At 59.6% G+C, this 25,011-nt stretch carries 26 protein-coding genes and 1 tRNA gene; 22 read left to right on the top strand and 5 right to left on the bottom strand.

The window, feature by feature from the left end; genetic code table 11:
* Window positions 1-31: 31 nt before the first annotated feature.
* Window positions 32-427, top strand: a complete 396-nt coding sequence (locus K7H94_RS05915) for a YdcA family protein (RefSeq protein WP_222951795.1) — start codon at window positions 32-34, stop codon at window positions 425-427.
* Between the two features lie 124 nt (window positions 428-551).
* Window positions 552-1,916, top strand: coding sequence for a VasL domain-containing protein (locus tag K7H94_RS05920; RefSeq protein WP_222951796.1), 1,365 nt, complete (start codon window positions 552-554; stop codon window positions 1,914-1,916).
* Between the two features lie 34 nt (window positions 1,917-1,950).
* On the opposite strand, the gene K7H94_RS05925 is transcribed toward K7H94_RS05920, so the two are convergent.
* Window positions 1,951-2,025 (bottom strand) — tRNA-Arg (locus K7H94_RS05925).
* Between the two features lie 88 nt (window positions 2,026-2,113).
* Entirely contained in the window at window positions 2,114-3,046 is a 933-nt protein-coding gene (locus tag K7H94_RS05930) for a formate/nitrite transporter family protein (RefSeq protein ID WP_150058714.1), read from the bottom strand.
* A 243-nt stretch (window positions 3,047-3,289) separates the two neighbouring features.
* Here K7H94_RS05930 and ccmA point away from each other — a divergent pair, with 243 nt between their 5' ends.
* The 10 genes from ccmA to mlaA are packed head-to-tail and all read left to right on the top strand — an operon-like array spanning window position 3,290 to window position 11,049.
* Window positions 3,290-3,904 carry a cytochrome c biogenesis heme-transporting ATPase CcmA gene (ccmA, locus tag K7H94_RS05935; protein ID WP_150058713.1) on the top strand — a complete coding sequence of 205 codons (615 nt, stop codon included), beginning with the start codon at window positions 3,290-3,292 and terminating at the stop codon, window positions 3,902-3,904.
* A complete protein-coding gene (gene ccmB / locus K7H94_RS05940) occupies window positions 3,904-4,563 on the top strand; it encodes a heme exporter protein CcmB (RefSeq protein ID WP_058758454.1) in 660 nt (219 codons plus the stop codon). The genes ccmA and ccmB overlap by 1 nt, the downstream gene beginning before the upstream one ends.
* A 58-nt stretch (window positions 4,564-4,621) precedes the next feature.
* Complete coding sequence (locus tag K7H94_RS05945; protein ID WP_058769875.1) at window positions 4,622-5,362, top strand: heme ABC transporter permease; 741 nt, start codon at window positions 4,622-4,624, stop codon at window positions 5,360-5,362.
* Window positions 5,359-5,592 carry a heme exporter protein CcmD gene (ccmD, locus tag K7H94_RS05950; RefSeq protein ID WP_031280028.1) on the top strand — a complete coding sequence of 78 codons (234 nt, stop codon included), beginning with the start codon at window positions 5,359-5,361 and terminating at the stop codon, window positions 5,590-5,592. Before K7H94_RS05945 ends, ccmD begins: the two co-directional genes overlap by 4 nt.
* Window positions 5,589-6,074, top strand: coding sequence for a cytochrome c maturation protein CcmE (gene ccmE, locus K7H94_RS05955; protein WP_021509145.1), 486 nt, complete (start codon window positions 5,589-5,591; stop codon window positions 6,072-6,074). The genes ccmD and ccmE overlap by 4 nt, the downstream gene beginning before the upstream one ends.
* The gene (locus tag K7H94_RS05960; RefSeq protein WP_222951797.1) at window positions 6,071-8,029 is read left to right on the top strand and encodes a heme lyase CcmF/NrfE family subunit; all 1,959 of its coding nucleotides are present in this window, start codon (window positions 6,071-6,073) and stop codon (window positions 8,027-8,029) included. Before ccmE ends, K7H94_RS05960 begins: the two co-directional genes overlap by 4 nt.
* On the top strand, window positions 8,026-8,583 hold the full coding sequence (locus K7H94_RS05965) for a DsbE family thiol:disulfide interchange protein (RefSeq protein WP_058782039.1): 558 nt from the start codon (window positions 8,026-8,028) through the stop codon (window positions 8,581-8,583). The genes K7H94_RS05960 and K7H94_RS05965 overlap by 4 nt, the downstream gene beginning before the upstream one ends.
* Window positions 8,580-9,035 (top strand): cytochrome c-type biogenesis protein, encoded by a 456-nt coding sequence (locus K7H94_RS05970; RefSeq protein ID WP_021509148.1) that lies wholly within the window; start codon window positions 8,580-8,582, stop codon window positions 9,033-9,035. Before K7H94_RS05965 ends, K7H94_RS05970 begins: the two co-directional genes overlap by 4 nt.
* The gene (ccmI, locus tag K7H94_RS05975) at window positions 9,035-10,246 is read left to right on the top strand and encodes a c-type cytochrome biogenesis protein CcmI (protein ID WP_058769878.1); all 1,212 of its coding nucleotides are present in this window, start codon (window positions 9,035-9,037) and stop codon (window positions 10,244-10,246) included. Before K7H94_RS05970 ends, ccmI begins: the two co-directional genes overlap by 1 nt.
* 35 nt (window positions 10,247-10,281) lie before the next feature.
* Window positions 10,282-11,049: a phospholipid-binding lipoprotein MlaA gene (gene mlaA, locus K7H94_RS05980; RefSeq protein ID WP_021509150.1), complete on the top strand. Its 768-nt coding sequence runs from the start codon at window positions 10,282-10,284 to the stop codon at window positions 11,047-11,049.
* A gap of 71 nt (window positions 11,050-11,120) precedes the next feature.
* Here mlaA and fadL read toward each other — a convergent pair whose 3' ends face one another.
* Complete coding sequence (gene fadL / locus K7H94_RS05985) at window positions 11,121-12,404, bottom strand: long-chain fatty acid transporter FadL (protein WP_222951798.1); 1,284 nt, start codon at window positions 12,402-12,404, stop codon at window positions 11,121-11,123.
* A gap of 358 nt (window positions 12,405-12,762) precedes the next feature.
* On the opposite strand from fadL, the gene K7H94_RS05990 reads away from it, so the two are divergent.
* From K7H94_RS05990 to sixA, 4 genes are all read left to right on the top strand, one after another.
* A complete protein-coding gene (locus tag K7H94_RS05990) occupies window positions 12,763-13,059 on the top strand; it encodes a YfcZ/YiiS family protein (RefSeq protein ID WP_185749257.1) in 297 nt (98 codons plus the stop codon).
* A gap of 168 nt (window positions 13,060-13,227) precedes the next feature.
* Window positions 13,228-14,538 (top strand): acetyl-CoA C-acyltransferase FadI, encoded by a 1,311-nt coding sequence (gene fadI, locus K7H94_RS05995; RefSeq protein ID WP_222951799.1) that lies wholly within the window; start codon window positions 13,228-13,230, stop codon window positions 14,536-14,538.
* Complete coding sequence (gene fadJ / locus K7H94_RS06000; RefSeq protein ID WP_058758408.1) at window positions 14,538-16,667, top strand: fatty acid oxidation complex subunit alpha FadJ; 2,130 nt, start codon at window positions 14,538-14,540, stop codon at window positions 16,665-16,667. The genes fadI and fadJ overlap by 1 nt, the downstream gene beginning before the upstream one ends.
* Window positions 16,668-16,862: 195 nt before the next feature.
* Window positions 16,863-17,345: a phosphohistidine phosphatase SixA gene (sixA, locus tag K7H94_RS06005; protein WP_021509155.1), complete on the top strand. Its 483-nt coding sequence runs from the start codon at window positions 16,863-16,865 to the stop codon at window positions 17,343-17,345.
* 157 nt (window positions 17,346-17,502) lie between these two features.
* Here the strand turns inward: sixA and smrB are convergent, their stop codons facing one another.
* Window positions 17,503-18,051 (bottom strand): endonuclease SmrB, encoded by a 549-nt coding sequence (smrB, locus tag K7H94_RS06010; RefSeq protein WP_021509156.1) that lies wholly within the window; start codon window positions 18,049-18,051, stop codon window positions 17,503-17,505.
* 153 nt (window positions 18,052-18,204) lie between these two features.
* Between smrB and prmB the strand changes: the two genes are divergently transcribed.
* The 6 genes from prmB to K7H94_RS06040 all read left to right on the top strand — a co-directional run bounded on the left by prmB (window position 18,205) and on the right by K7H94_RS06040 (window position 22,836).
* Window positions 18,205-19,137, top strand: a complete 933-nt coding sequence (prmB, locus tag K7H94_RS06015) for a 50S ribosomal protein L3 N(5)-glutamine methyltransferase (protein WP_166711786.1) — start codon at window positions 18,205-18,207, stop codon at window positions 19,135-19,137.
* 46 nt (window positions 19,138-19,183) lie between these two features.
* On the top strand, window positions 19,184-20,269 hold the full coding sequence (gene aroC / locus K7H94_RS06020; protein ID WP_021509158.1) for a chorismate synthase: 1,086 nt from the start codon (window positions 19,184-19,186) through the stop codon (window positions 20,267-20,269).
* A gap of 5 nt (window positions 20,270-20,274) precedes the next feature.
* Window positions 20,275-21,102, top strand: a complete 828-nt coding sequence (gene mepA / locus K7H94_RS06025; protein ID WP_420874721.1) for a penicillin-insensitive murein endopeptidase — start codon at window positions 20,275-20,277, stop codon at window positions 21,100-21,102.
* Window positions 21,103-21,111: 9 nt separating this feature from the next.
* Window positions 21,112-21,909 (top strand): sulfite exporter TauE/SafE family protein, encoded by a 798-nt coding sequence (locus tag K7H94_RS06030; RefSeq protein ID WP_058758411.1) that lies wholly within the window; start codon window positions 21,112-21,114, stop codon window positions 21,907-21,909.
* 66 nt (window positions 21,910-21,975) lie between these two features.
* Window positions 21,976-22,521 (top strand): elongation factor P hydroxylase, encoded by a 546-nt coding sequence (locus K7H94_RS06035; protein ID WP_021509161.1) that lies wholly within the window; start codon window positions 21,976-21,978, stop codon window positions 22,519-22,521.
* Window positions 22,522-22,554: 33 nt separating this feature from the next.
* Entirely contained in the window at window positions 22,555-22,836 is a 282-nt protein-coding gene (locus K7H94_RS06040) for a YfcL family protein (protein ID WP_010617478.1), read from the top strand.
* Window positions 22,837-22,865: 29 nt separating this feature from the next.
* Here K7H94_RS06040 and mnmC read toward each other — a convergent pair whose 3' ends face one another.
* Window positions 22,866-24,878, bottom strand: coding sequence for a bifunctional tRNA (5-methylaminomethyl-2-thiouridine)(34)-methyltransferase MnmC2/FAD-dependent 5-carboxymethylaminomethyl-2-thiouridine(34) oxidoreductase MnmC1 (mnmC, locus tag K7H94_RS06045; RefSeq protein ID WP_222951800.1), 2,013 nt, complete (start codon window positions 24,876-24,878; stop codon window positions 22,866-22,868).
* Between the last annotated feature and the right edge of the window lie 133 nt (window positions 24,879-25,011).

Raw genomic sequence — 25,011 nt, forward strand, 5'->3', positions numbered from 1 at the left:
CTGAATAACAAAATAACATATGGATTTGAATATGAAGAAATTGATACCGCTGTTGGTTTTTAGCTTATTAGTGACTCTGCAGGCTGAAGCGGCCAGAGGCAGAAAACCCTGTTCTGGTGCAAAGGGTGGTATTGCACACTGTACCTCAGATGGACGTTTTGTTTGTAATGACGGAAGTCTGAGTCAGTCGAAGAAATTTTGCTCCAGGTATGATTCGTCAGAAAGCACGCAGCAGGCAAAATCACCGCTCAGCAGCGGCAAAACGCAGACCAAAAAGATCGCCACATCAAAGAAACAGCCACAGCCGATGGTTCAGCCTCAGGATCAGAACGATTTGCTACCACGAAAACCGACCTGCGCTCCGCTTTACATGGCCAGCCAACCCGGCTACACGCATTTACCTATTTGCACCGCTAATCAATATTAATTAAGGCGGGAAGGGGGGCGGTAAAGAAATATTTGCATCGTTCATCGCTCAAAACAGGCAAAAAACCAGACTGCATAATTAATTATCCTCCCACGCTGTAAATACCTCACAGGGACAATAAGTCATGAATGACATGCCTGCCCGTCGGATTAAAACCGGCAGCGACCCGCGTAAGCTGCCGGATTATGCTGCTCTGCGTGAAGAGCTGAGCAAATTGACCCATCCGGCACGGCCGGATATAGACTGGCTTTACGTTGAACAACACTGCCTTTCTCTGTTTGAACAAAACGGAGTGGAGTTGCAGACTGCGGCCTGGTACACGCTTGCCCGCATGCAGCTGGCTGGTTTGGTTGGATTGAATGAAGGTCTGGCGCTACTGGAAGCGCTGGTGAGCCATCAGTGGGGAGCGCTGTGGCCGCAACCGATCCACGCGCGCATGGACATTCTCACCAGCCTGAGCCAGCGCGTGCAGCAGCAGATGCGCACCCTTTCCCTGAATTATGACGATCTGAGTCAGCTTTATCGTGCTGAACAACTGCTTACCCGGCTGGGGACCGTGTTACAGCGGCTGGAGCTTAAACATCTTAGCCAGCTTGATACATTGCGTGCTCTGATGCACAACAGTGCCGCCAGGCTGGAAAGCCGTGACGATACGACCAGCGACATCTTGCCCGGCACCACGATAGATACCGGGGCGATATCCGCACATCCGCATGAAACGAAAACCCAAGATAGCGCCAGATGGGTTTATATCGCGCAGCAGCAACATCAGCCGAAGATAAAGGTGCAGACAGCGGCGCTGGCCCGTCGTAATAAGTGGCAATTTTTCAGTGCCGGGATGTTTACCATGCTGCTTATCAGCGTGGTCGCGGTGGGCGGCTGGCAATATCTGCACCGGCCCGATCCACTGCAGGCTCAGCTCGTGGCATCGCTGGCTCCTGTGCCCGCCACACTCACGTCACAGCAACGGGATATGCTGCGGCAGCGGACGTCCATACCATCAGCCTTGATCGCCGACACGCAGCAGCAGTTATCTCGTCTGGAACAACTCGCGCCCGACTGGAATATTGCGTATGGCCAGCAGCTGGTGGAGCAGGCGCAGGCGCTGTGGCCGGAACAGGCAGGTTCGTTATCTGCGCGGTGGCAGCATCAGCTTGAGGCCAGCATGTTGCCAGCGCAAAACCTTGCGGCCTGGCATCAGGGGATGATGAAGCTGGCACAGTTGAGCGAGCGGCTGAATGGACTGGATGAGCAAAAAGGCAAATACATCACGGTGAGTGAGCTGAAGTCCTCGGTATTTGGCATGATGACCCGTTTTCAGCAGGCTGAGCCCATTGAGGAACAATTGCGGCAAATCCACTCGCTACCAGCCAGTGCCCCCCAGCGGCAGCAGCTTATCCGCCAGCTCGAACAGCACCTGCGATCGCAGATTTACACCTTGTGGCATATGAAAAACAGCATTGGGGTGGCAGAGGGAGAGGAGCAATAAACGAAGCGGTAAACCAAAGCAGAAGAGGCGTTACTGGTGTCCCCTGCAGGAATCGAACCTGCAACTAGCCCTTAGGAGGGGCTCGTTATATCCATTTAACTAAGGAGACGTGCGGCGCGCAGTATAGCGCACCGTGCAGGGGATTTTAACCGTGGGCCGCCTGTTTGCTCAAAGTGTCAGCAATCAGGCGGTGGCGATCACGCTTTTTCCTGATTTTTCTGCTTTTCCTGCCTCTCTTTGCGCTTCTGTTCGGCTCGCGCTTTGGCTTTGGCCGCTTCGCTCATGTCGTTACGGATCTGCGCGTGACTGATCAGGGCAAAAATCAGCGTACCGCCGGTGATGTTGCCCAGCAGGGTGGGCAGTGCAAACGGCCACAAAAACTCCTGCCACGGCAGCGTGCCGGCAAACACCAGATACAGCACTTCAACCGATCCAACCACAATGTGGGCCAGATCGCCCAGCGCCACCAGCCAGGTCATCATCACAATCACCACAATTTTGGCGCCGCCAGCGTAAGGAAACATCCATACCATGGTGGCGATGATCCACCCCGAAACCACCGCGTTGGCAAACATTTCGCCCGGCGTGTGCTCCATCACTTTCTCGCTGATGGCAGTGAAGGCCTGGCGCGTGGCGTCATCGAAAATTGGCATATGATTAAACGCCAGCGCGCCCAGCGCGGTACCAATCAAATTGCCGATCAGCACCACGCTCCACAGCCGCAGTAGCAGCATAAAATTGCCGCCGGTGGGTTTATGCATCACCGGCAGCACGGCGGTGACGGTATTCTCAGTAAACAGCTGCTGGCGCGCCATAATCACGATGACAAAACCAAAGGTGTAGCCGAGATTCTCCAGTAGATAGGCGCCGGGCACGCCAGCGAGGTGCACCTGGAAAATGCCTTTCGCCATCAGCGAGGCACCCATCGATAAGCCGGCGGCAATCGCTGACCACAGCAGCGCCATGCCGTCGCGTTCCAGCTCCTTTTCCCCATCCTGTCGAATTTCTTCATGGATCGCTGCAGCCCGCGAGGGCAGGGCGTCTTCGTCCACTTCGATATCCGTTCCCTGTTCTTTTTCTTCACTGTCCACGTCATTGTCATGCGTGTTATTTGATGGCGATGGCTTCATTTTTTCTCCCGGTGATAATGCCAGTGCGTAATAAGCGTAGACGCTTTTAGCAAGGGCGAAATGTTACAAAGATTCAAATTAAGAGTAACAAGAGATTAGCAAAGGTGGTTTTTTGAGCACTTTCTTGATCTGATGCGCATGAATACCCCATTTGGGGGAAGGGGGAGCTTGCGCACAGACTTCGGCCCCTGGTTTGAGTGTGGTATTATTCCCGCCTCATTTATTGCTATGAATCTCCCTTCTATGCTCGAAGTGATTAATCTCGCCTGCGTTCGCGATGAGCGAACCCTGTTCCACGGACTGAGTTTTCAGGTGCAGGCGGGCGATGTGGTGCAAATCGAAGGGCCTAACGGCGCAGGCAAAACTTCACTGTTGCGACTGCTGGCCGGGTTAAGCCGGCCAGAGCAGGGCGAAGTACGCTGGCAACAGCAGTCTATTCGCCGGCAGCGCGAAATATGGCAGCAAAACCTGTTGTATCTCGGCCATCATCCGGGCGTGAAATCGGTGCTGTCGCCGCGGGAGAATCTGCATTTCTGGCACGGCGATCGCAGCCAAGACACGCTGTATGACGCGCTGGAGCAGGTCAATCTGCTGGGCTATGAAGAGGTGCCGGTGGCTCAGCTTTCTGCCGGGCAGCAGCGGCGCGTGGCGCTGGCGCGACTGTGGCTCAGCCCGGCTCCGGTGTGGATTCTGGATGAGCCGCTGACCGCCATCGACAAACACGGCGTGGAAAAATTAATGGCGCGCTTCGCCGATCATGCCGATAACGGTGGCGTGGTGATTCTGACGACCCATCAGGATCTGCCGGACAGCCATGCGCGCGTGCGCAAAATTCGTCTTACATCGGAGTGGGCGTGATGCTTGGCCGGGTTATTCAGCGTGAGTTAAAGATTGCCTTTCGCAGCGGCGCGGAAGTGGTTAATCCGCTGTGGTTTTTTCTGATTGTGATTACGCTGTTCCCGTTAGGCATTGGCCCTGAGCCGCAGCAGCTGGCGCGCATCGCGCCTGGCGTCGCCTGGGTAGCCGCGCTGCTGGCATCGCTGCTGGCGCTGGAGCGGCTGTTTCGCGACGACTTTCTTGATGGATCGCTGGAGCAGCTGCTGTTGCTGCCGACGCCGCTGCCAATCACCGTGCTGGGCAAAGTGATTGCGCACTGGCTGATTACCGGGCTGCCGCTGATTTTACTCTCACCGCTGGCGGCGTTGCTGCTGTCGCTGGATTTTGCTGGCTGGCGGGCAATGGCGCTGACGCTGCTGATCGGCACGCCAACCCTGAGTTTTCTCGGTGCGATTGGCACCGGCCTGACCGTCGGGCTGCGGCGCGGCGGCGTATTGCTGAGTTTACTGGTGTTGCCGCTGTCGATACCGGTACTGATTTTTGCCAGCGCGGCGATTGATGCGGCCGGTCAGGGGTTACCGATCGGCGGTTATCTGGCGATCCTCGGCGCCATGCTGGCGGTCAGCGCCACGCTGTCGCCGTTTGCGACCGCTGCCGCGCTGCGCATCAGTCTGCATTAAGGCGGGCCTCCGGCAGAGAGGTCGCCATCCGAATTCTTGTTTAGTGTGAGCAATGTCAATGTGGAAATGGTTACACCAGTGGGCAAAGCCTGAGCGGCTTTACCAGCTATGCGGTCGCTTGATTCCCTGGTTCGCAATCCTGGGCGTCGGTGCGTTGCTGCTCGGCTGGATTTGGGGATTCGGCTTTGCGCCGGCGGATTATCAGCAGGGCAACAGCTTCCGCATCATGTACATTCACGTGCCGGCGGCGATGTGGTCGATGGGCGTCTATGCCTCGATGGCCATCGCCGCCTTCATCGGCCTGGTGTGGCAGATGAAAATGGCCGATCTGGCGGCTGCCGCGATGGCGCCGATTGGTGCGGTGTTTACCTTTATCGCACTGGTGACCGGCTCGGCGTGGGGCAAGCCGATGTGGGGCACCTGGTGGATTTGGGACGCGCGTCTGACTTCTGAACTGGTGCTGCTGTTCCTCTATATGGGCGTGATTGCGCTCTATCACTCTTTCGACGATCGCCGCACCGCCGGACGCGCGGCCGGCATCCTGATTCTGGTCGGCGTAGTTAACCTGCCGATTATTCACTTCTCTGTGCAGTGGTGGAACACGCTGCATCAGGGCTCGTCGGGCATTCTGCAACAGGCGATCGATCCCAGCATGCGCACGCCGCTGCGCTGGTCGATTCTCGGCTATCTGCTGGTGTTTGGTGCGCTCACCCTGATGCGTCTGCGCAACCTGATTCTGTTTACCGAGCGTCACCGCCCGTGGGCGATTGACGTGGCGCAGGGAGGACGCAAAGCATGACGCCTGCCTTCTCATCGTGGAGCGAGTTTTTCGCCATGGGCGGCTATGCCTTTTACGTCTGGCTGGCCGTGTGTTTTACGCTGATTCCGCTGATCGGTCTGGTGCTGCACACCGTGTTGTTCCGTCGCCGCCTGCTGGCAGAGATTCGCCAGCGTCAGTCCCGCGAGCGCCGCATCCGCGCGGCAAAAGCTAAACAAGCTGCCAGTGAAGCAGCAGGAGAGTCCGTGTGAATATCCGTCGTCGTAACCGCCTGTATGTGGTGGTGGCGGTGCTGGTGGGCTTAGGCCTTGCCACGTCGCTGGTGATGTACGCGCTGCGTTCCAACATCGACCTGTTCTACACCCCGAGTGAAATTCTGTACGGCAAAGGTGAGGATCACCAGAAGCCGGAGGCCGGACAGCGCCTGCGCGTCGGCGGCATGGTGATGCCCGGTAGCGTCAAACGCGATCCGAAAACGCTGGCGGTGTCGTTCAAACTGTATGATGCCAACGGCGTGGTCAGCGTCAGCTACGAAGGCATTCTGCCGGATCTGTTCCGCGAAGGGCAGGGCGTGGTGGCGCAGGGCGTGCTGGAAGACGGCAACCTGGTCAACGCCAAAGAGGTGCTGGCGAAGCACGATGAGAAGTACACGCCGCCGGAAATTCAGGACGCAATGAAGAAGAATCATAACGGACCGGCAGCGGCCTATCAGCAGGCGGGTACGCAATCATGATGCCGGAAATTGGCAGCTTTCTGCTGTGTCTGGCGCTGGGCTTAGCGCTGTTATTAAGCATTTATCCGCTGTGGGGCGCGGCGCGTCAGGATGGCCGGCTGATGGCGCTGGCGCGTCCGCTCACCTGGGGCATGTTCCTGTGCATCGCTGCCGCGTTCCTCGTGCTGGTGCACGCGTTTGTGGTCAATGATTTTACCGTCGGCTACGTTGCCACCAACTCTAATTCGCTGCTGCCGGTGTATTACCGCATCGCCGCCACCTGGGGCGCGCATGAAGGATCGCTGCTGCTGTGGGTGCTGCTGCTCAGCACCTGGACATTAGCGGTGGCGATTTTCAGCCGCGGCATGCCGCAGGATGCGCTGGCGCGCGTGCTGGCGGTGATGGGGATGATCAACCTCGGCTTCCTGTTGTTCATCATCCTCACCTCGAATCCGTTTACCCGCACGCTGCCGAACTTCCCGATTGATGGGCGCGACCTCAACCCGATGCTGCAGGATATCGGGCTGATCTTCCATCCGCCGCTGCTCTATATGGGCTATGTTGGCTTCTCGGTGGCGTTTGCCTTTGCCATCGCGTCGCTGATGGCGGGCCGGCTGGATACTGCCTGGGCGCGCTGGTCACGTCCGTGGACCACTGCGGCATGGGTATTTCTGACTATTGGTATCGTGCTCGGTTCCGCGTGGGCGTATTACGAACTCGGCTGGGGCGGCTGGTGGTTCTGGGATCCGGTCGAAAACGCGTCCTTTATGCCGTGGCTGGCCGGTACTGCGCTGATGCACTCATTGGCGGTGACAGAAAAACGCGGCAGCTTTAAGTCGTGGACGGTGCTGCTGGCGATTACCGCGTTCTCATTAAGTCTGCTGGGCACCTTCCTGGTGCGTTCCGGCGTGCTGGTGTCGGTGCACTCGTTCGCCTCCGATCCGGCGCGCGGTATGTTTATCCTCGCCTTCCTGGTGATTGTCATCGGCAGTTCGCTGCTGCTGTACGCCCTGAAAGGGGACCAGGTACGCAGCCGCGTGCAGAGCGAAGCCTGGTCGCGCGAATCCTTCCTGCTCGGCAACAACGTGCTGCTGATTGCCGCAATGCTGGTGGTGCTGCTCGGTACGCTGCTGCCGCTGGTGCATAAACAGCTCGGGCTGGGCAGCATTTCGGTTGGCGAGCCGTTCTTCAATACCATGTTCACCTGGCTGATGGCACCGTTCGCGCTGATGCTCGGCATCGGGCCGCTGGTGCGCTGGCGCCGCGATGAGCCGCAAAAGCTGTGGAAGCGGCTCGGCGTCGGTCTGCTGGTGACGCTGATCCTGTCGATCGTGCTGCCGTGGCTGTTGCAGGATCGCATCGAAGCGATGACGGTGATTGGCCTGCTGATGGCCATCTGGGTGATCCTGCTGACGCTGATGGAGCTGCACGAACGCGCTACCCACCGGCACCGTTTCCTGGCGGGATTGCGCCATCTGTCGCGCAGCCACTGGGGCATGGTGCTGGGCCATCTTGGCGTGGCGGTGACGGTGGTGGGCATTGCCTTCAGCACCCAATACAGCGTTGAGCGTGACGTGCGCATGAAGGCCGGCGACAGCGTGGATATCCACAACTATCACTTTATTTTCCGCGACGTGCACAATCTGCAGGGCCCCAACTACAGCGGCGGCGTGGCGATTATCGATGTCACACGCAACGGTAAGCCAGAAGCGGTGCTGCATGCAGAGAAGCGCTTCTATACCGCAGCGCGCACCATGATGACGGAAGCGGCGATCAGCGGCGGCTTCACGCGCGATCTCTACGCGGCGCTGGGCGAAGAGCTGGATGACGGTTCCTGGGCGGTGCGTATTTATTACAAACCCTTTGTGCGCTGGATCTGGTTCGGTGGCGTGTTTATGGCGGTGGGCGGCCTGCTGTGCCTGCTCGATCCCCGCTATCGGTCGCGCAAAAAAGCACAGCGCGAGGAACTGGCATGAATAAAAAGATCCTGTTTATTCCTTTAGTCCTGTTTCTGCTGCTGGCGGCGGCGCTGCTGTGGCAGCTGACGCGCAACGCCAGCGGTGACGATCCTACGCGCCTCGAATCGGCGCTGATCGGTAAACCGGTGCCGGTGTTTAAACTCGAAGCGCTGGATCAGCCGGGTAAAATCTATAACCAGCAGGTGCTGACCGATGGCAAACCGCTGCTGCTGAATGTCTGGGCCACCTGGTGCCCGACCTGCCGCGCCGAGCATCAATATCTCAACACGCTGGCGGAGCAGGGCATTCGCGTGGTTGGCCTCAATTACAAAGACGATCGCAGCAAAGCCGTCACCTGGCTTAACACGCTCGGCAATCCGTATGCGCTGAGCCTGTATGACGGCGACGGCATGCTCGGTCTGGATCTCGGCGTCTACGGCGCGCCGGAGACCTTTCTGATTGATGGCCACGGCATTATTCGCTACCGCCACGCCGGCGACATGAACGACCGGGTGTGGAATGAAGAGGTGAAGCCGCTGTGGCAGAAATACAGCAGGGAGGCCGGCGTATGAAACAGCTGCTTATGCTGCTCGCGGGTCTGCTGCTGAGCACCAGCCTGTGGGCCGCGATCGATACTTATCAGTTCGATTCGGTCCAGCAGGAGGAGCAGTATCGTGAGCTCACCGCATCGCTGCGCTGTCCGAAGTGCCAGAACAACAGTATTGCCGACTCCAACGCGATGATTGCCGCCGACATGCGGCTGAAAGTGTATGAGCTAATGAAGCAGGGCCAGAGCCGCCAGCAGATCATTGATTACATGGTGGCGCGTTATGGCAACTTCGTCACTTATGAACCGCCGGTGACGCCGTCGACGCTGATTCTGTGGGTCGGACCGGCACTGTTTGTGGTGCTCGGCGGGCTGATTATTATTCTGCGCAGCCGACGCGGCAACGCGCGCAGCGAGCTGGATGACGATGAACAACAGCGCCTTGCGGCGATTCTGAAGCGTGACGGGAAGCCGTAATGACTGGATTCTGGATTACCCTGATTATTTTACTGGCGGCGGCGACGGCGCTGTTTGTCGGTGCCGGCTGGCGGCAGCGTCAGGCCAGCAGCGGCGATCGCGATCGTCTCAATACCGATTTTTATCAGCAGCGCCTGCGCGAGCTGGAGCATGATGAAGCCGAGGGCGTGGTCAGTGAACGTCCGGAGATGGTGCGCGAACTGCAGCAAACGCTGCTGACCGACGTGCCGGGCGACGCGGCGGCACGCGCGCATCACAGCAGCCGCTGGGTACTGCTGCCGGGCGTGATCGTGCTGGTGCTGGTGTCGGTGGGCGTCTATCTGAAAACCGGTGGCCTCGCCCAGCTGGCGGGCTGGCAGAGCGTGCAGCAGGAGTACCCGGCGCTGCGCGCGCGGGTGATGGATCCCAATGCGCAGCCGCTGACCATGGAAGAGCTGGCGCGTCTGCAGCTCGGCCTGCGCACCTCGCTACAAAATGATCCGCAAAACCTCAATGACTGGGCGATGCTGGGTCGCCTCGGCATGGTGCTGAACAACGCCACCGATGCCAGCCAGGCCTTTGAGCACGCTTTGCAGCTGGCGCCGGACAACCTTGAACTGCAGCAGGATTATGCCGAAGTGCTGACGCGCTCCAGCGATCCGCAGGATAACCGCCAGGCCAATATGCTGCTGAAAGACCTGCTGAAGCGCGACCACAGCAACGTGCGCACCCTCAGTCTGCTGGCGTTCAATGCCTTTGAGCAGCAGCAGTATGGCGAAGCGATTGGCGCTTGGCAGGTGATGCTGAAGCTGCTGCCGGCCGGCGATCGACGCATTACCATGATAGAGCGCAGCATTGAACAAGCGAAAACCGACGCGGGACAGCAAAATAGCCAGCTGGCATTGACGGTGAGCTTAACGCCAGAGGCAGAAAAAATGTTACCGCCGGGCGGAGTGTTGTATATTTCTGTGTCTGACGGTGTTTCACCGGTGCCTGTGGCTGTAAAGCGTTTACCGCTCAGCCACTTCCCGCTATCGCTTACGCTGGATGACAGCAACGCCATGATGCCGGATCGCCTGCTTTCGGCGCAGCATCAGGTGCAGGTCAGGGTGCGCATTTCGCGCGATGGTAGTGCTAATCCGCAGTCCGGCGACTGGTTTGGTTTAAGCGCGGTCACCCCCTGGGATGGTCACCAGCCGATGGCTGTTGAGGTCAATCAGCAGCAGCCCTGAAGCGATACACCTTTTATCTGCACAGGGAGAGAAGAATGAATAATCGCCTGACCGGCCTGGCGCTGGCCAGTTTACTGCTGGTGGGATGTGCCAGTTCCAAACCGGCCGACGAGACGACGCCTGCGCAGCGCAGCGATCCGCTCGAAGGGTTCAACCGCACGATGTTTAACTTCAACTACAACGTGCTGGATCCCTATGTGGTGCGCCCGGTGGCGGTTGCCTGGCGTGATTACGTGCCGGTGCCGGCCCGTACCGGGCTGAGCAACTTTCTCGGTAACCTTGATGAACCGGCCAGCATGGTGAACTCGATTCTGGTCGGCGAGCCGCGTCAGGCGGGCATTCACTTTACCCGTTTCTTCCTGAATACCGTGCTCGGCCTTGGCGGTTTCATCGACGTCGCCGGTAAAGCCAATCCCCAGCTGGCGCGTGAAGTGCCGCACCACTTTGGCAGCACGCTGGGCCGTTATGGCGTTGGCTACGGTCCGTACGTGGTGCTGCCAGGTTACGGCAGCTTTACCGTGCGTCAGGATGGCGGCGACTACGTCGATACGCTTTATCCGGTGCTGAGCTGGCTTACCTGGCCGATGTCGATCGGTAAATGGACGCTGGAAGGGGTGGAAACGCGCGCGCAGCTGCTTGATTCCGACGGCCTGCTCAGACAGCAGCAGGATCCGTACGCCTTTATCCGCAACGCCTATTTCCAGCGTAACGATTTCCTCGCCAGCGGCGGCAAGCTGAAGCCGGAGGAGAATCCGAACGCCAGCGCGATTCAGGACGATTTAAAAGATATCGACTCTCAATAAATGACAACGGCGACCAACAGGTCGCCGTTTTGTTTTCAGCTGGCGACCCGCATGGGCCGCTGCACTGATTATCAGAACTTGTAGTTAAAGTTAGCGCCGTACAGCCAGGCCTTACCTTCGGAATTAAAGGTATAAGGACCTTCTTGCACCGTCACGTGCTGACCGTGCATATAGGAAACCCCGACATCAACCGACGCGTCCGGCGTGAAGGCGTAAGATGCACCGGCGCTCAGCCACAGGCGATCCTGATCCGGAATCGAGATGGAACGTTTATCCGCCGGCACCGGGCTGTCATCAAACGCGATACCGGTACGGAACGTCCAGTTATCGTCGTAGTTGTAAGTGGTACCTAACGCGATGCGATATGCATCACGGTAGCCTTCATCTTTATAGAACAGCGTCTGGCCGTTGCTGCCGGTGGCTTTCAGCTCCTGGAACTGGCTCCAGCTGGTATAGGCGAGGCTGTAGTGCACCGCCCACTGTGGCGCCACTTTATGCCAGCCGGACACTTCCCACATTTCCGGCAGGTTCAGCGTCAGCGAACCCGGAATGGTGGCGCCGCTGGTGCCATACGGCAGACCCAGCGCAATCGCCTGCGGCGTGCCGTTGAAGGCGCGCGGGATATTGCTCTTATAGTCGCCGTCGAAGTCGATCTTCACTTTGGAACGATAGGTGAAGCCGAAGCGGTTGTTTTTATCCACTTCATACAGGATACCGGCGTTCCAGCCGTAGCCCCATTCGTCACCTTTCAGGTGCGCGACCTGGGTATCGGCCGGCAGACCGGCGCGGGCACCGGCTTCACCGGCGTAGCGCTCAATTTTCGCTTTGGCGTACACCGCGTCAAAGCCGACGCCGAAGCTGAAGTTATCATTTAACCGATAAGCGGTGCTGAGGTTGAAGTTGCCGGTCATCAGATCGGTTTTGCCACCGAAGCCGCCCGCGGTGTAGCCGTTATTAAATTCGGTGGCCAGACCGTAGTTCGAGGTGGCCGAGGCGCCAATCCACCACTGATCGTTAATCGGATGCACATAATGGATGTTCGGGATCCACTGGTTTGGCGCAATATTGCTGGCGTTTAGGCTGTTGCCGGTCGGGCTGTTACCGCTGATATCCACTTCCGGGTCGATATAGACGGCACCGATGGAGAAAGAAGGGCGGTCCATCAGGGCCATGGTGGCTGGGTTACGGCTGGCAGAGGCGGCGGTATCACCCATGGCGCCTTCACCGGAATAGGCGCGGCCCAGGCCGATTGCTGAGAATTCGTTAAGTTGAAAGCCTGCGGCGTAGACGTGAGAAGAGACGAGCGCCACTGCAGCTGCCACAGCTGACTTTGCAAACAGGTTCTTATGGTTCATGACCACAACCTCATCTAAATTATTATTAAACGTAGTTACGTCGCGTAACAAAGGACGGCGGATTGTAGGGACTGACGATACAGACACATATCAGACCAGTGCGACGAGTATAGGTCCGACCTGTGTATTTGTTGCAATATTGTTTTTAAAATATTTCTGCTTTGATCGATAAAATCAGATCTGCTTAACAAAATCCTTGCGGTTCTGCTCCAGCATAGCGAGTCAAATTTGTTTTGGATCAAATTTTAGTGTGATATTCGTCACTTAGCGGGCGGAAGATAGCCGCGACGTGGCATCCGGCGTACACTTTGCAGCAGAAAATGATCCGATAGTGTTGATTTATCGTCAGGAGAAAAACATGACTGATGCCATTAGAAACTGTAGTGCGAACGAAACGGCAGCCTGCTGCTGCGTTGACGTGGGCACCGTGATGGACAATACCGATTGCAGCGCCAGCTGGTCAGGCGTGTTCGCTGACCGTCAGGCGGCAGAAGCAATGCTGGCCGAGCTGAGCGCCAAAGCGCGGCAGGTCGAGTCCGATCCGTGCGAGATTCATTCGCGCTTTACCAACGAAGCAGACGGCGTGCGCCTGGACGTCGATTTCACCTTTGCCTGCCAGGCCGAAACCCTGATTTTCCAGCTCGGCTTACGCTAATCCCGCCGCTGCCGACCCGCTTTTTCGGCAGCGTTGCCTCTTTTTCGTGTTACTCCTCGCACTTTTTTTCTTCTGTTATTGGCGACTTAGCAACACCTGGTTAACACTGATGATCAGGTCAGACCTGTTGGGCAATGATGCTCAGGTCGTAAATTACAGGTGAGTGCAATGAGCAAAGCGCAGCCGCTGCTGACGCGTCAGGGCGAACGTATCGCCATTACCCACGGATTACGCACCCCGTTTGCCCGCCAGGCAAGCGACTTTCACGGCATTCCGGCGCTGGAGCTGGGGCGCATGGTGGTCAGCGAATTAATGGCGCGCAGCGAATTGCCGGTGGAGGTGATCGATCAGCTGGTGTTCGGCCAGGTGGTGCAGATGCCGGAAGCCCCCAATATCGCGCGTGAAATCGTGCTGAGCAGCGGACTGAGCGTGCACACCGATGCCTACAGCGTGAGCCGCGCCTGCGCCACCAGCTTTCAGGCGGTGGCCAACGTGGCGGAAAGCCTGATGGCCGGGACCATCGATGCAGGTATTGCCGGTGGCGCTGACTCCTCCTCGGTGCTGCCGATTGGCGTCAGCAAAACGCTGGCGCGCGCGCTGGTTGATCTCAACAAAGCCCGCACCCTGAGCAAAAAATTACACATCTTACGCCGCCTGCGCCCACGCGATCTGTTGCCGGTGCCGCCGGCCGTGGCGGAATACTCCACCGGTTTACGCATGGGCGACACCGCCGAGCAGATGGCCAAAACGCACGGTATTACGCGTGAGCAGCAGGACGCACTGGCGCTGCGCTCGCACCAGCGTGCGGCACAGGCCTGGCAATCCGGCGTGCTGGCGCAGGAAGTGATGCCGGCGTTTGTGCCGCCGTGGAAAGCACCGATTGAGCAGGACAACAACATTCGCTTTAACGCCAGTGCGGCGGATTATGCAAAGCTGCGTCCGGCGTTTGACCGTCGCCACGGCTCGGTCACCGCGGCCAACAGCACGCCGCTGACCGATGGCGCGGCGGCGCTGATTCTGATGCGTGAAGGGCGCGCGCGTGAGCTGGGCATTACACCGCTCGGTTACCTGCGCAGCTATGCGTTTGCCGCGATTGATGTCTGGCAGGACATGTTGCTCGGACCGGCTTACTCATCACCGCTGGCGCTGGATCGCGCCGGCATTACCCTCGGCGATCTGACGCTGATCGACATGCATGAAGCCTTTGCCGCGCAGACGCTGGCCAACCTCAGGCTGTTTAACGATGAACGCTTTGCGCGCGAGGTGCTGAAGCGCGATCGCGCGCTGGGCGAAGTCGACGAGACGCGTTTCAACGTGCTGGGCGGTTCCATCGCCTACGGTCATCCGTTCGCCGCCACCGGCGCGCGCATGATCACGCAAACGCTGCATGAGCTGCGGCGGCGCGGCGGCGGCTTAGGGCTGGTAACCGCCTGTGCCGCTGGCGGATTAGGCAGCGCGATGGTTCTGGAGGCCGAATAATGAGCGAATCTGCATTCCATTTACAGATGCGTCCGGATCACGTTGCGGTGATCACCATTGATGTGCCGGGCGAAAAGATGAACACCCTGAAAGCGGAGTTTGTGCCGCAAATCCGCGCGGTGCTGGCAGAGGCGCGCAGCAATGCGCAGCTGGCGGGCATCGTGCTGATTTCGGGCAAACGCGACAACTTCGTCGCCGGTGCGGACATCAGCATGATCGCCAGTTGTGAAACGGCGCAGCAGGCTGAAGCGCTGGCGCGGCAGGGACAGGAAGTGATGGCGGAGATCGCCGCGCTGCCGTTCCCGGTGGTCGCCGCCATTCATGGAGCCTGTCTTGGCGGCGGGCTGGAGCTGGCGCTGGCCTGCGATGCGCGCATCTGCTCGCTGGATGAGAAAACCCGTCTTGGCCTGCCGGAGGTGCAGCTCGGCCTGTTGCCCGGTTCCGGCGGTACCCAGCGGTTGCCGCGTCTGATTGGTGTGCAGCAGGCGCTGCCACTGATCCTCAGCGGCAAACAGCTGCGCGCTAAGCAGGCGCTAAAGCTTGGCCTGGTGGATGATGCGGTGCCGCAGGCGATTCTGCTGGCAACCGCCGTGGCACGTGTCCATAAAGGAAAGCACGCCGCACGCAGCCTGTCGCGCCGCGATCGCCTGCTGCAGGGGCCGCTGGCGCGTCCGCTGCTGTTTACGCTGGCCAAACGCCAGACCGACGGTAAAACCCACGGTAACTATCCGGCCACCGACCGCATTTTGCAGGTGGTGCGCATCGGGCTGGAGCAGGGCAGCGCCGCCGGTCACGCCGCGGAAGCGCGTGCGTTTGGTGAACTGGCGATGACCGCGCAGTCGGCCGCGCTGCGCAGCCTGTTTTTTGCGTCCACCGCCCTGAAGAAAGAGCCGATGGCGGATGCGCCGCCGCGCCCGCTGCAGCAGATTGGCGTGCTGGGCGGCGGGCTGATGGGCGGTGGGATTGCCAGCGTCACCGCGCTGAAAGCCGGTCTGCCGGTGCGAATCCGCGATATCAACCTGAACGGCGTTAACCACGCGCTGCAGTACAGCTGGGATTTGCTGAGCAAAAAGGTAAAACGGCGCCAGCTCAAGCCGGCGGAACGCCAGCAGCAGATGGCGCGCATCAGCGGCGGCACCGATTATCAGGGCTTCCGCCAGCGCGATCTGGTGATCGAAGCGGTGTTTGAGGATCTGGCGCTGAAGCAGCAAATGGTGGCCGAGATTGAAGAACACTGTCAGCCGCACACTATCTTTGCGTCTAACACCTCCTCGCTGCCGATTGCGCAGATCGCCGCCGGCGCGCAGCGCCCGGAGAATGTTATCGGCCTGCACTTCTTCAGTCCGGTAGACAAGATGCCGCTGGTCGAGGTGATTCCGCATAGCGGCACTTCAGCACAGACGCTGGCCACCACGGTGGAGCTGGCGCGTCGTCAGGGTAAAACCGCCGTGGTGGTCGCCGACCGTCCCGGCTTTTATGTTAACCGCATTCTCGCGCCCTATATAAATGAAGCCATGCGCTGTCTGCTGGAGGGCGAGCCCATTGAACACATTGATAGCGCACTGGTGAAATTTGGTTTCCCGGTCGGCCCGCTGCAGCTGCTGGATGAAGTCGGTATTGATGTCGGCAGCAAAATCAGCCCGATTCTTGAACAGGCCTACGGTTCACGCTTCAGCGCGCCGCAGGCGGTGAGCGCTATCCTGGCCGACGATCGCAAAGGGCGCAAAAACCAGAAAGGTTTTTATGATTATCAGCGCACGCGCTGGCCGCGTAAGCGTCGGGCCGATGCCAGCCTGTACCGCCTGCTGCAGCTGCAACCCCAGGCGAAACAGAGCGAGCAGCAGATCGCCATGCGCTGCGTGATGCTGATGCTCAACGAGGCGGTGCGTTGTCTCGACGAAGCGGTGATCCGCAGCGCCCGCGACGGCGACATCGCGGCAGTGTTTGGCATCGGGTTTCCGCCGTTTCTCGGTGGGCCGTTCCGCTATATTGACCAGCGTGGTGCGGGCGAGATCGTCAATACATTACGTACATTAATGCAGCAATACGGCGAGCGTTTTACGCCCTGTGACGCGTTAGTGGCAATGTCAGAAGGGAAAACGAATTTTTACACTTCTGCACATTCATGAATAGCCGCACGGATTCAGCGGGTTAGAATCGGGGCCGCGCAGTGCCTGGCGCGGCACCATTCTGAGATATGCTTATTTAATAAACAACCGGTTGACTATACTCAAGCCATTGGGGTAAAACACAGCGTTCATTCGCAGAATGAAGCGTCTGGTGCTGTGGTACCCGGCGATATCGACAAACAACAGCGGTGCTTTATGCAAGTTTTTATCATGCGTCACGGCGACGCAGCTCTGGAAGCAGCGAGTGATGCGGTTCGTCCTCTCACCCTGTGTGGCTGCGACGAATCACGTCAGATGGCGAGCTGGCTGAATGGTCAGACGCCGGGAATCGATAAGGTGCTGGTCAGCCCTTATCTGCGCGCCGGGCAAACGCTCGCCACGGTACGTGAAGCGCTGAAACTGCCGGAAGGGCAGGAAGTGCTGCCAGAACTGACGCCAGGCGGCGATCCGGGCATGGTCGCCTGCCATTTACAGGCGCTGGCGGTGCAGGGTGCGCACGCGGTGCTGGTGATTTCGCATCTGCCGCTGGTCGGTTATCTGGTATCTGAACTCTGCCCGCAGGAAGCGCCACCGATGTTCGCCACCTCCGCCATTGCCTGCGTGGAGTTTGATGCCGACGCCTGTGAAGGCAAGCTGGCGTGGCAGGTGAGTCCGGCCAAGCTGGCCAAAGCCATGTAATTCCCCTTCATACTTCAGGCCGCAGCTGCGTTGGCTGCGTCATTTCACCCCAGTCACTTACTGATGTAAGCTCATGGGGATTCATTTCCTTGCCGCCTTGCTGCAACCTGAATTATTTCGGGGAATATTGAGCGCAATATTCCCTAATCCGACCTTGTCAGGGTAATTCCGGCGGCTGCCACTCTTCGACTTCAATCAATACCAGCAGCGCGGCGTCGCCGCCAAACAGTTTGGGTGCCTGGTGAAACGCCATCACGTGCGGATGCTGTGCCAGCCACAGCGGGGTTTGCTGCTTGAGAATGTGCTTGCCGTGGCCGGTCATCACGCTGGCACAGAAAATATGCTCGCGGCGGCAGGCGGCAATCAGCGCGCCGAGTTCCTGTTTCGCCTGGAGCTGGGTTAACCCATGCAGATCGAGAAAAATCTCTGGCGTGTAATCGCCACGCCGTAATTTTTTTAGCTCGTAATGACTGACGTCGGCGCGTACATAGCGCGTCGGCCCGTCGCTGGAGAGCAGGGGCTGAAACTCATCGGAGAAATAATGGCTGTTATCGGCCTGCTCAGACAGCAGCCGCTTCAGCGGCACTTCACGGCTTTTCACTGCCGGTTTGTGCACGATCGTATCCTGTTTCAGCTGGCGCGTACCGCTCATTAGCTGGCGGAACAGCGCCTGGTCGTCCTGGCTTAGCGGCGTCTTTTTACTCATGTCTCAGTGAATCATCAGAAATGGCGGGTGTCTGGCCGTTACCTTACCGCTAAGCGTCAACAAATGTCAGCTTTTTCACCTCGCTGCGCTGAATTCTGCCCGGCTTCATGGCACACTATCGGCCGATTGATTTTATGGCCTGCGGAGGGCTACGTGGACAAGATTTTCGTCGATGAGGCAGTGAACGAACTGCACACCATTCAGGATATGCTGCGCTGGGCAGTAAGCCGCTTTTCGGCGGCGGGCATCTGGTACGGCCACGGCACGGACAATCCCTGGGACGAAGCGGTCCAACTGGTGCTGCCGACACTGTGGCTGCCGCTGGATATTCCGGAAGACATGCGCCACGCGCGCCTGACCGCCAGCGAACGTCACCGCATCGTGGAACGCGTAATCCGTCGCGTTAACGAGCGCATTCCGGTGGCCTATCTCACCAACAAAGCCTGGTTCTGCGGCCATGAATTCTACGTCGATGAGCGTGTGCTGGTGCCGCGTTCACCGATTGGCGAGCTGATCGAAAACCGCTTTGCCGGCCTGATCAACGGTGCGCCACGCCATATTCTCGACATGTGCACCGGCAGCGGCTGTATCGCCATCGCCTGTGCGTACGCCTTTCCGGAAGCGGAAGTGGATGCCGTCGATATCTCCACCGACGCGCTGGCCGTGGCTGAACAGAATATTGAAGAGCACGGTCTGCTGCATCACGTCACGCCGATTCGCGCCGACCTGTTCCGCAATCTGCCGCAGGTTAAATATGATCTGATTGTCACCAATCCGCCCTACGTCGATGCCGAAGACATGGACGACCTGCCGAACGAATATCGCCACGAGCCGGAGCTCGGTCTGGCCGCGGGCAGTGACGGCCTGAAGCTGGTGCGCCGCATCCTGGCCTGCGCGCCGGACTACCTCAGCGAGCAGGGCGTGCTGATTTGCGAAGTCGGTAACAGCATGGTGCACATGATGGAGCAGTATCCGGACGTGCCCTTTACCTGGCTGGAGTTTGATAACGGCGGTGACGGCGTGTTCATGCTGACGCGCGATCAAATCGTCGCGGCGCAGTCGCACTTCTCATTCTATAAAGACTAAAAATCGGGGCGAGCGCTCGCCCGCAACATCGCAACAAGGAACCCCCATGGCCGGAAACAGCATCGGACAACTTTTTCGCGTTACCACCTTTGGCGAGTCGCACGGTATTGCGCTTGGCTGCATTGTTGATGGCGTGCCGCCCGGCATCCCGCTGACCGAAGCCGATATTCAGCACGATCTCGATCGTCGTCGTCCCGGCACTTCGCGCTATACCACCCAGCGCCGCGAGCCGGATCAGGTGAAGATTTTGTCCGGCGTGTTTGAAGGCGTCACCACCGGCACCTCCATCGGTCTGCTGATTGAAAACACCGACCAGCGTTCGCAGGATTACAGCGCGATTAAAGATCTGTTCCGTCCCGGCCATGCGGATTACACCTACGAACAGAAATATGGCCTGCGCGACTATCGCGGCGGCGGCCGCTCCTCGGCCCGCGAAACCGCCATGCGCGTGGCGGCCGGTGCCATTGCTAAAAAGTATCTGCAGATGAAGCACGGCATCGTGGTGCGCGGCTATCTGGCGCAGATTGGCGACATCGCCTGCGAACTGAAAGACTGGAGTATCGTGGAAGATAACCCGTTTTTCTGCCCCGATGCCGACAAACTCGATGCGCTGGACGAACTGATGCGCGCGCTGAAAAAAGAGGGCGACTCCATCGGTGCCAAAGTCACGGTGATGGCCGAAAACGTGCCGCCGGGCCTCGGTGAGCCGGTGTTCGATCGCCTCGACGCCGACCTGGCGCACGCGCTGATGAGCATCAACGCGGTGAAAGGCGTGGAGATCGGTGATGGTTTCGCGGTGATCAACCAGCGCGGCAGTCAGCACCGTGATGAAATCCGCAGCAACGGGTTTCAAAGCAACCATGCCGGCGGCATTCTCGGCGGGATCAGCAGCGGCCAGACCATCAGCGCCAACCTGGCGATGAAACCCACTTCCAGCATCACCGTGCCGGGCAACACCATCACCCGCGACGGCGCGGAAGTGGAGATGATCACCAAAGGCCGTCACGATCCCTGTGTCGGCATCCGCGCGGTACCGATCGCGGAAGCGATGATGGCGATTGTGCTGATGGATCACCTGCTGCGCCAGCGTGGGCAGAACGCTGACGTCAACAGCAGCGTCCCGCGCTGGTAAGCCGCATGATACGCCGCCTGCTTCTCTCCCTTGCCGCGCTGCTGTGCAGTGCGGTCAGCCTGGCTGCCACCCCGTGGCAGCAAATCCATCAACCGATTGCCGGCAGCCCGCAGTCCATCGGCAGTTTTGCCAACGGTTGTATCGTCGGGGCGCAGCAGCTGCCGCTCAACTCGCCCAACTATCAGGTGATGCGTCAGGATCAGCGCCGCTATTACGGCCACCCGGACCTGATCGCCTTTATCCAGCGCCTCAGCACCCAGGCGCACCAGCTGCAGCTGGGCCAGGTGCTGATTGGTGATATGGGCATGGCCGCCGGCGGACGTTTTAGCAGCGGCCACGCCAGCCATCAGACCGGTCTCGACGTGGATATCTGGCTGCAGCTGCCGCAGAGCCGCTGGACGGCACAGCAGCTGCTGAAGCCGCAGCCGCTCGATCTGGTTGGGCCGGACGATCGCCAGGTCATCGCGCGTCACTGGCAGCCGCAGATCGACAGCCTGATCAAGCTGGCGGCGAAAGATGACGACGTCACGCGCATCTTCGTCAATCCGGCGATTAAAAAGCAGCTTTGTGCCGATGCCGGTAGCGATCGTACGTGGCTCAACAAAGTGCGGCCGTGGTTCGCCCACCGGGCACACATGCACGTGCGCCTGCGCTGTCCGCCGGGCAGCCTGGAGTGTGAAGATCAGGCGCCACCGCCGCCGGGCGATGGCTGCGGCGCAGAGCTGGAGAGCTGGTTCCTGCCGAAGAAGCCGGGCACTACGCCGCCGGTGAAGAAGTCGCCGCCGCCGTTGCCGCCTTCCTGCCAGGCGTTACTTGATAAGCATCTACTGTAGGAACCTGAGATGGATCTGTTTGTTGTCAGTCCGGTGGTGCTTGGCGTGCTGTTTCTGGTCGCGGTGCTGGCGGCCTTTATTGATTCCATCGCCGGCGGTGGCGGTCTGCTGACCGTGCCGTCGCTGCTGGCGGCCGGTCTTTCGCCGGCGCAGGCGCTGGCGACCAACAAGCTGCAGTCGGTCGGCGGTTCTTTCTCGGCCAGCCTCTATTTTGTGCGGCGCGGCGCGGTGAAACTGCGCGAGCAGCGGCTGAATATCGCCATGACCTTTCTCGGCGCGATTGGCGGAACGTTGCTGATTCAGCATATTCAGGCTGAGATACTGCGCCAGATACTGCCGCTGCTGCTGATCAGCATCGGGCTGTGGTTTCTGCTGATGCCGCGTCTTGGCGAGGCCGATCGCGAGCAGCGTCTGCACGGCCTGGCGTTTGCGCTGGTGGGCGGCGGCTGCGTCGGCTTTTACGATGGCTTCTTCGGCCCGGGTGCCGGCTCGTTCTATGCGCTGGCCTTCGTCACGCTTTGCGGCTTCAATCTGGCGAAAGCCACCGCCCACGCCAAAATCCTAAATTTCACCTCTAACTTCGCCAGTCTGCTGTTCTTTATGTTCGGCGGCAAGGTGGTGTGGGGCACCGGCGTGATTATGCTGCTGGGGGCGTTTATTGGCGCACGCCTCGGCGCCAGGCTGGTGCTGAGCCGTGGTCAGAAGCTGATTCGCCCGATGGTGGTGACGGTGTCTGCCGTGATGAGCGCTAAGCTGTTGTGGGACAGCCACGGCAGTGTCATTCTCGCCTGGTTTGCCGCACTGTAATCCGCACTCGTCAAAACCGGCCGCCAGTGCGACAATGGCGGCGGTTTGTTTAAAGATTAAAATATTATGAGTAAAGAGCACCATTATCAGCAGCTGGTGGAGATTTTTGACGGCTGTTTTGCTGACGATTTTCAGACGCGTCTAATTAAAGGCGATGATGAACCTATTTATCTTCCAGCGGATGACACCTCACCGTGGCACCGCGTGGTGTTTGCCCATGGCTTTTACGCCAGCGCGCTGCACGAAATTTCGCACTGGTGTATTGCCGGTGAAGCGCGGCGCAAACTGGTAGATTTTGGTTACTGGTACTGCCCGGACGGGCGCGATGCGCAAACGCAGGGCCAGTTTGAAGCGGTGGAGATTAAGCCGCAGGCGCTGGAGTGGCTGTTCTGTGTGGCAGCCGGCTTTCCCTTCAACGTCAGCTGTGACAATCTCGACGGCGATTGTGAACCGGATCGCATCGCGTTTCAGCGCAAGGTGCATGCACAGGTAATGCATTATCTGCAGCACGGCATTCCGGCGCGTCCGGCGCGCTTTATTGATGCGTTAGCCAGCTATTATGGTACGCCTGCACTGACGGCGGCACAGTTTCCGTGGCCGGAAGATCTGTGAGCCGCACTCCGATAAATGAAGGATGATGAGAAGATGATCGTAGAATTCGAGTCCCGCATTCTGGCGCTGATTGACGATATGGTCGAACACGCCAGCGACGACGAACTGTTTGCCAGCGGTTATCTGCGTGGCCATCTGACGCTGGCAGTAGCGGAAATTGAGCAGAGCGGCGAACACACGCCGGAAGCGCTGCAAATTCAGGTCACCAACAGCCTGCAAAACGCCATCGCCGCCGGTGAACTGTCGCCGCGCGACCAGGCGCTGGTGGTGGGCATGTGGGATAACCTGTTTACCCAGGCGCGCCTCACTGCCTGACTGGCCGGGGCGATCGCTCGCCCCGCGCTTTAGCGTCCTGCCTTTTTCCCTTTCAGCAATTTGCGCACCCAGTAACGGTTGGGATGCAGCGCCGCCAGCGTGCTGCTGTCCAGCGGCTGCGGCTCGCCGCTCATTTGTGCCGCCAGCACTTCTGCTGCCAGCGGCGCGCTGCACAGTCCGCGCGACCCCAGTGCGCCGAGCACGAACAGGCCGGGATGCACCGGCGCTTCCGCAATCTGCTCGCCGCGCGCGCGCTGCGCCGGTAAATCCGCATACTCACTGAGCGTCGCCGCGTAATCCGGCACGCTGCCGCTCATCGGCAGATGATCGCGCGTGGCGCAGCGCACGCCGCTGCGCGCTTCATCAGCGCTGACGTCAACCTGTGTCGGCCAGCTGACCTGCGGCAGACAGTTAATCAGCCGCTGGCGATTCTCCTGCTGATCGTCGGCGCGGAAAGCGGTTGCCGTCTCACCGCGATGGTAGCTGGCACCGATGCAGTGCGTGGCAAAGTTCGGGCTGACCGGGGTGAGATAGCCGTCGTAACACAGCACGGTACGCAGCGGGTTCAGCGCCGCGTTGGTCGGCACATGGCTGACCTGACCGGCCACCGCATACACCGGCAAATCGCGGCTTTGCCCGATCGCCTGCAGTGCATGGCCATTGGCCAGTACCACCTGCTGATGGCTTACCGCAGGCTGTTGAGCGAACTGCAGCGTCCAGCCTGCCTGCTGGCGGACCAGCTGCGTCACGCGATGCAGCCAGTGCATGCGCAGCCCCTGAGTCTGGGCATACTCCAGCAGATTGCTGGTGAGCTGTGACGGCGACAGCCAGCCGCCCTGTGGATAGAAAATGCCGCCGCAGTCGAGATCGACGCCGGCCAGCTGCTGAGCCTGCTGCGGGCTGACGCCGTGCGCCAGCTCGTGCGGCAGATCCATGCTCAGCATCTGCGCGATCTTCTCTGCGCTTTTGGCATCCCAGCCGAGCTGCAGCACGCCGCTCCACTGATGTTCGAACATCACCGGCAGCGCATCGTACAGGCGGCGGGCAAAGCTGAATGCCGCCGGGAAAAAAGTGGCGAGCGCCGGATCGTGCTGGTTAAGCAGCGGATAGAGCGCGCCCTGACGGTTACCCGATGCGCCGAGCGCCGGGGCGGCATCGGCGCAGTACAGCGTAACCTGCCAGCCACGCCGCAGCAGCGCCAGCGCCAGCACCGCGCTGGCCACGCCGCCGCCAATCAGCGCCACCTCGCGGCTGGTGGCCTGCGGACGCGCATACCACGGCTGAGCCGCTAGCTGCCCGGGGGCGCTGTCCAGCACGCCGGTCAGCATTTCACGCTTGTGGCCGAAGCCTTTGCGTTTCGTCACGCTGAAGCCGGCCTGCTGTAAGCCCCGCCGCACAAAGCCCGCCGAGGTAAAGGTGGCGAAGGTGCCGCCGGGACGCGCCAGCCGCGCCATGGCGGCGAACAGCGAAGGCGTCCACATCTCCGGGTTTTTCGCCGGCGCGAAGCCATCTAAAAACCACGCGTCAACCTGGCCGTTGAGGCTGTCATCAAAAGTATCAATCAGCGCGTTAATATCACCCAGCCACAGATCCAGCGTCACCTCGCCGCCATTGAACAGCAGGCGCTGACAGCCGGGCAGGGCCAGCGGCCACTGCTGCTGTAGCTGTCCGGCCCACGGGGCCAGTTGCGGCCAGTGCGCGTGCGCGCTCACCAGATCGGCGTGGGTCAGCGGGTATTTTTCGCAGCTGATGAAGTGCAGGCGGCGCAAGCCGGCTTGCGGATGGGCGGCGCGGAAGCGATCGAACGCCTGCCACAGGGTAAGAAAGTTGAGTCCGGTGCCAAAACCGCTCTCGGCAACGATGAACAGATCGCGCGGATGGGCGGCAAATCGCTGCGGAAGATGGTTACCGTCGAGGAACACATAGCGCGTCTCCTCCAGTCCGTTGTCGTTGGAGAAATAGACGTCGTCGAACGCTCGGGAAACAGGTGTACCCTGATCGTTCCAGTTTAATTGCGCGTGTTCAACCGGGGATAACTTCACGGGAAAGGCTCATTTTTCAGGCAGTGGCGCGATTTTAGCGAGTGGCGTCACATGACGCAAATTTACAAAAGGAAATGGCTGATCGGACTTGTTCGGCGTACAACTGTAAGCTAGAGTGCACGTCAATCCAAAA

Origin of the sequence: Pantoea dispersa, from assembly GCF_019890955.1 — a bacterium.
In the GTDB taxonomy this organism is placed as follows: Bacteria; Pseudomonadota; Gammaproteobacteria; order Enterobacterales; family Enterobacteriaceae; genus Pantoea; species Pantoea dispersa.

Coding starts and splice junctions, on each gene's coding strand:
- aroC (WP_021509158.1), top strand. CDS start 19,184: ATGGCCGGAAACAGCATCGGACAACTTTTTCGCGTTACCACCTTTGGC.
- ccmA (WP_150058713.1), top strand. CDS start 3,290: ATGCTCGAAGTGATTAATCTCGCCTGCGTTCGCGATGAGCGAACCCTG.
- K7H94_RS05960 (WP_222951797.1), top strand. CDS start 6,071: ATGATGCCGGAAATTGGCAGCTTTCTGCTGTGTCTGGCGCTGGGCTTA.
- ccmB (WP_058758454.1), top strand. CDS start 3,904: ATGCTTGGCCGGGTTATTCAGCGTGAGTTAAAGATTGCCTTTCGCAGC.
- K7H94_RS05930 (WP_150058714.1), bottom strand. CDS start 3,046: ATGAAGCCATCGCCATCAAATAACACGCATGACAATGACGTGGACAGT.
- K7H94_RS05990 (WP_185749257.1), top strand. CDS start 12,763: ATGACTGATGCCATTAGAAACTGTAGTGCGAACGAAACGGCAGCCTGC.
- K7H94_RS06035 (WP_021509161.1), top strand. CDS start 21,976: ATGAGTAAAGAGCACCATTATCAGCAGCTGGTGGAGATTTTTGACGGC.
- mlaA (WP_021509150.1), top strand. CDS start 10,282: ATGAATAATCGCCTGACCGGCCTGGCGCTGGCCAGTTTACTGCTGGTG.
- K7H94_RS05915 (WP_222951795.1), top strand. CDS start 32: ATGAAGAAATTGATACCGCTGTTGGTTTTTAGCTTATTAGTGACTCTG.
- ccmI (WP_058769878.1), top strand. CDS start 9,035: ATGACTGGATTCTGGATTACCCTGATTATTTTACTGGCGGCGGCGACG.
- fadL (WP_222951798.1), bottom strand. CDS start 12,404: ATGAACCATAAGAACCTGTTTGCAAAGTCAGCTGTGGCAGCTGCAGTG.
- fadI (WP_222951799.1), top strand. CDS start 13,228: ATGAGCAAAGCGCAGCCGCTGCTGACGCGTCAGGGCGAACGTATCGCC.
- K7H94_RS05920 (WP_222951796.1), top strand. CDS start 552: ATGAATGACATGCCTGCCCGTCGGATTAAAACCGGCAGCGACCCGCGT.
- K7H94_RS05945 (WP_058769875.1), top strand. CDS start 4,622: ATGTGGAAATGGTTACACCAGTGGGCAAAGCCTGAGCGGCTTTACCAG.
- K7H94_RS05970 (WP_021509148.1), top strand. CDS start 8,580: ATGAAACAGCTGCTTATGCTGCTCGCGGGTCTGCTGCTGAGCACCAGC.
- ccmD (WP_031280028.1), top strand. CDS start 5,359: ATGACGCCTGCCTTCTCATCGTGGAGCGAGTTTTTCGCCATGGGCGGC.
- sixA (WP_021509155.1), top strand. CDS start 16,863: ATGCAAGTTTTTATCATGCGTCACGGCGACGCAGCTCTGGAAGCAGCG.
- K7H94_RS06040 (WP_010617478.1), top strand. CDS start 22,555: ATGATCGTAGAATTCGAGTCCCGCATTCTGGCGCTGATTGACGATATG.
- smrB (WP_021509156.1), bottom strand. CDS start 18,051: ATGAGTAAAAAGACGCCGCTAAGCCAGGACGACCAGGCGCTGTTCCGC.
- K7H94_RS05965 (WP_058782039.1), top strand. CDS start 8,026: ATGAATAAAAAGATCCTGTTTATTCCTTTAGTCCTGTTTCTGCTGCTG.
- K7H94_RS06030 (WP_058758411.1), top strand. CDS start 21,112: ATGGATCTGTTTGTTGTCAGTCCGGTGGTGCTTGGCGTGCTGTTTCTG.
- fadJ (WP_058758408.1), top strand. CDS start 14,538: ATGAGCGAATCTGCATTCCATTTACAGATGCGTCCGGATCACGTTGCG.
- mepA (WP_420874721.1), top strand. CDS start 20,275: ATGATACGCCGCCTGCTTCTCTCCCTTGCCGCGCTGCTGTGCAGTGCG.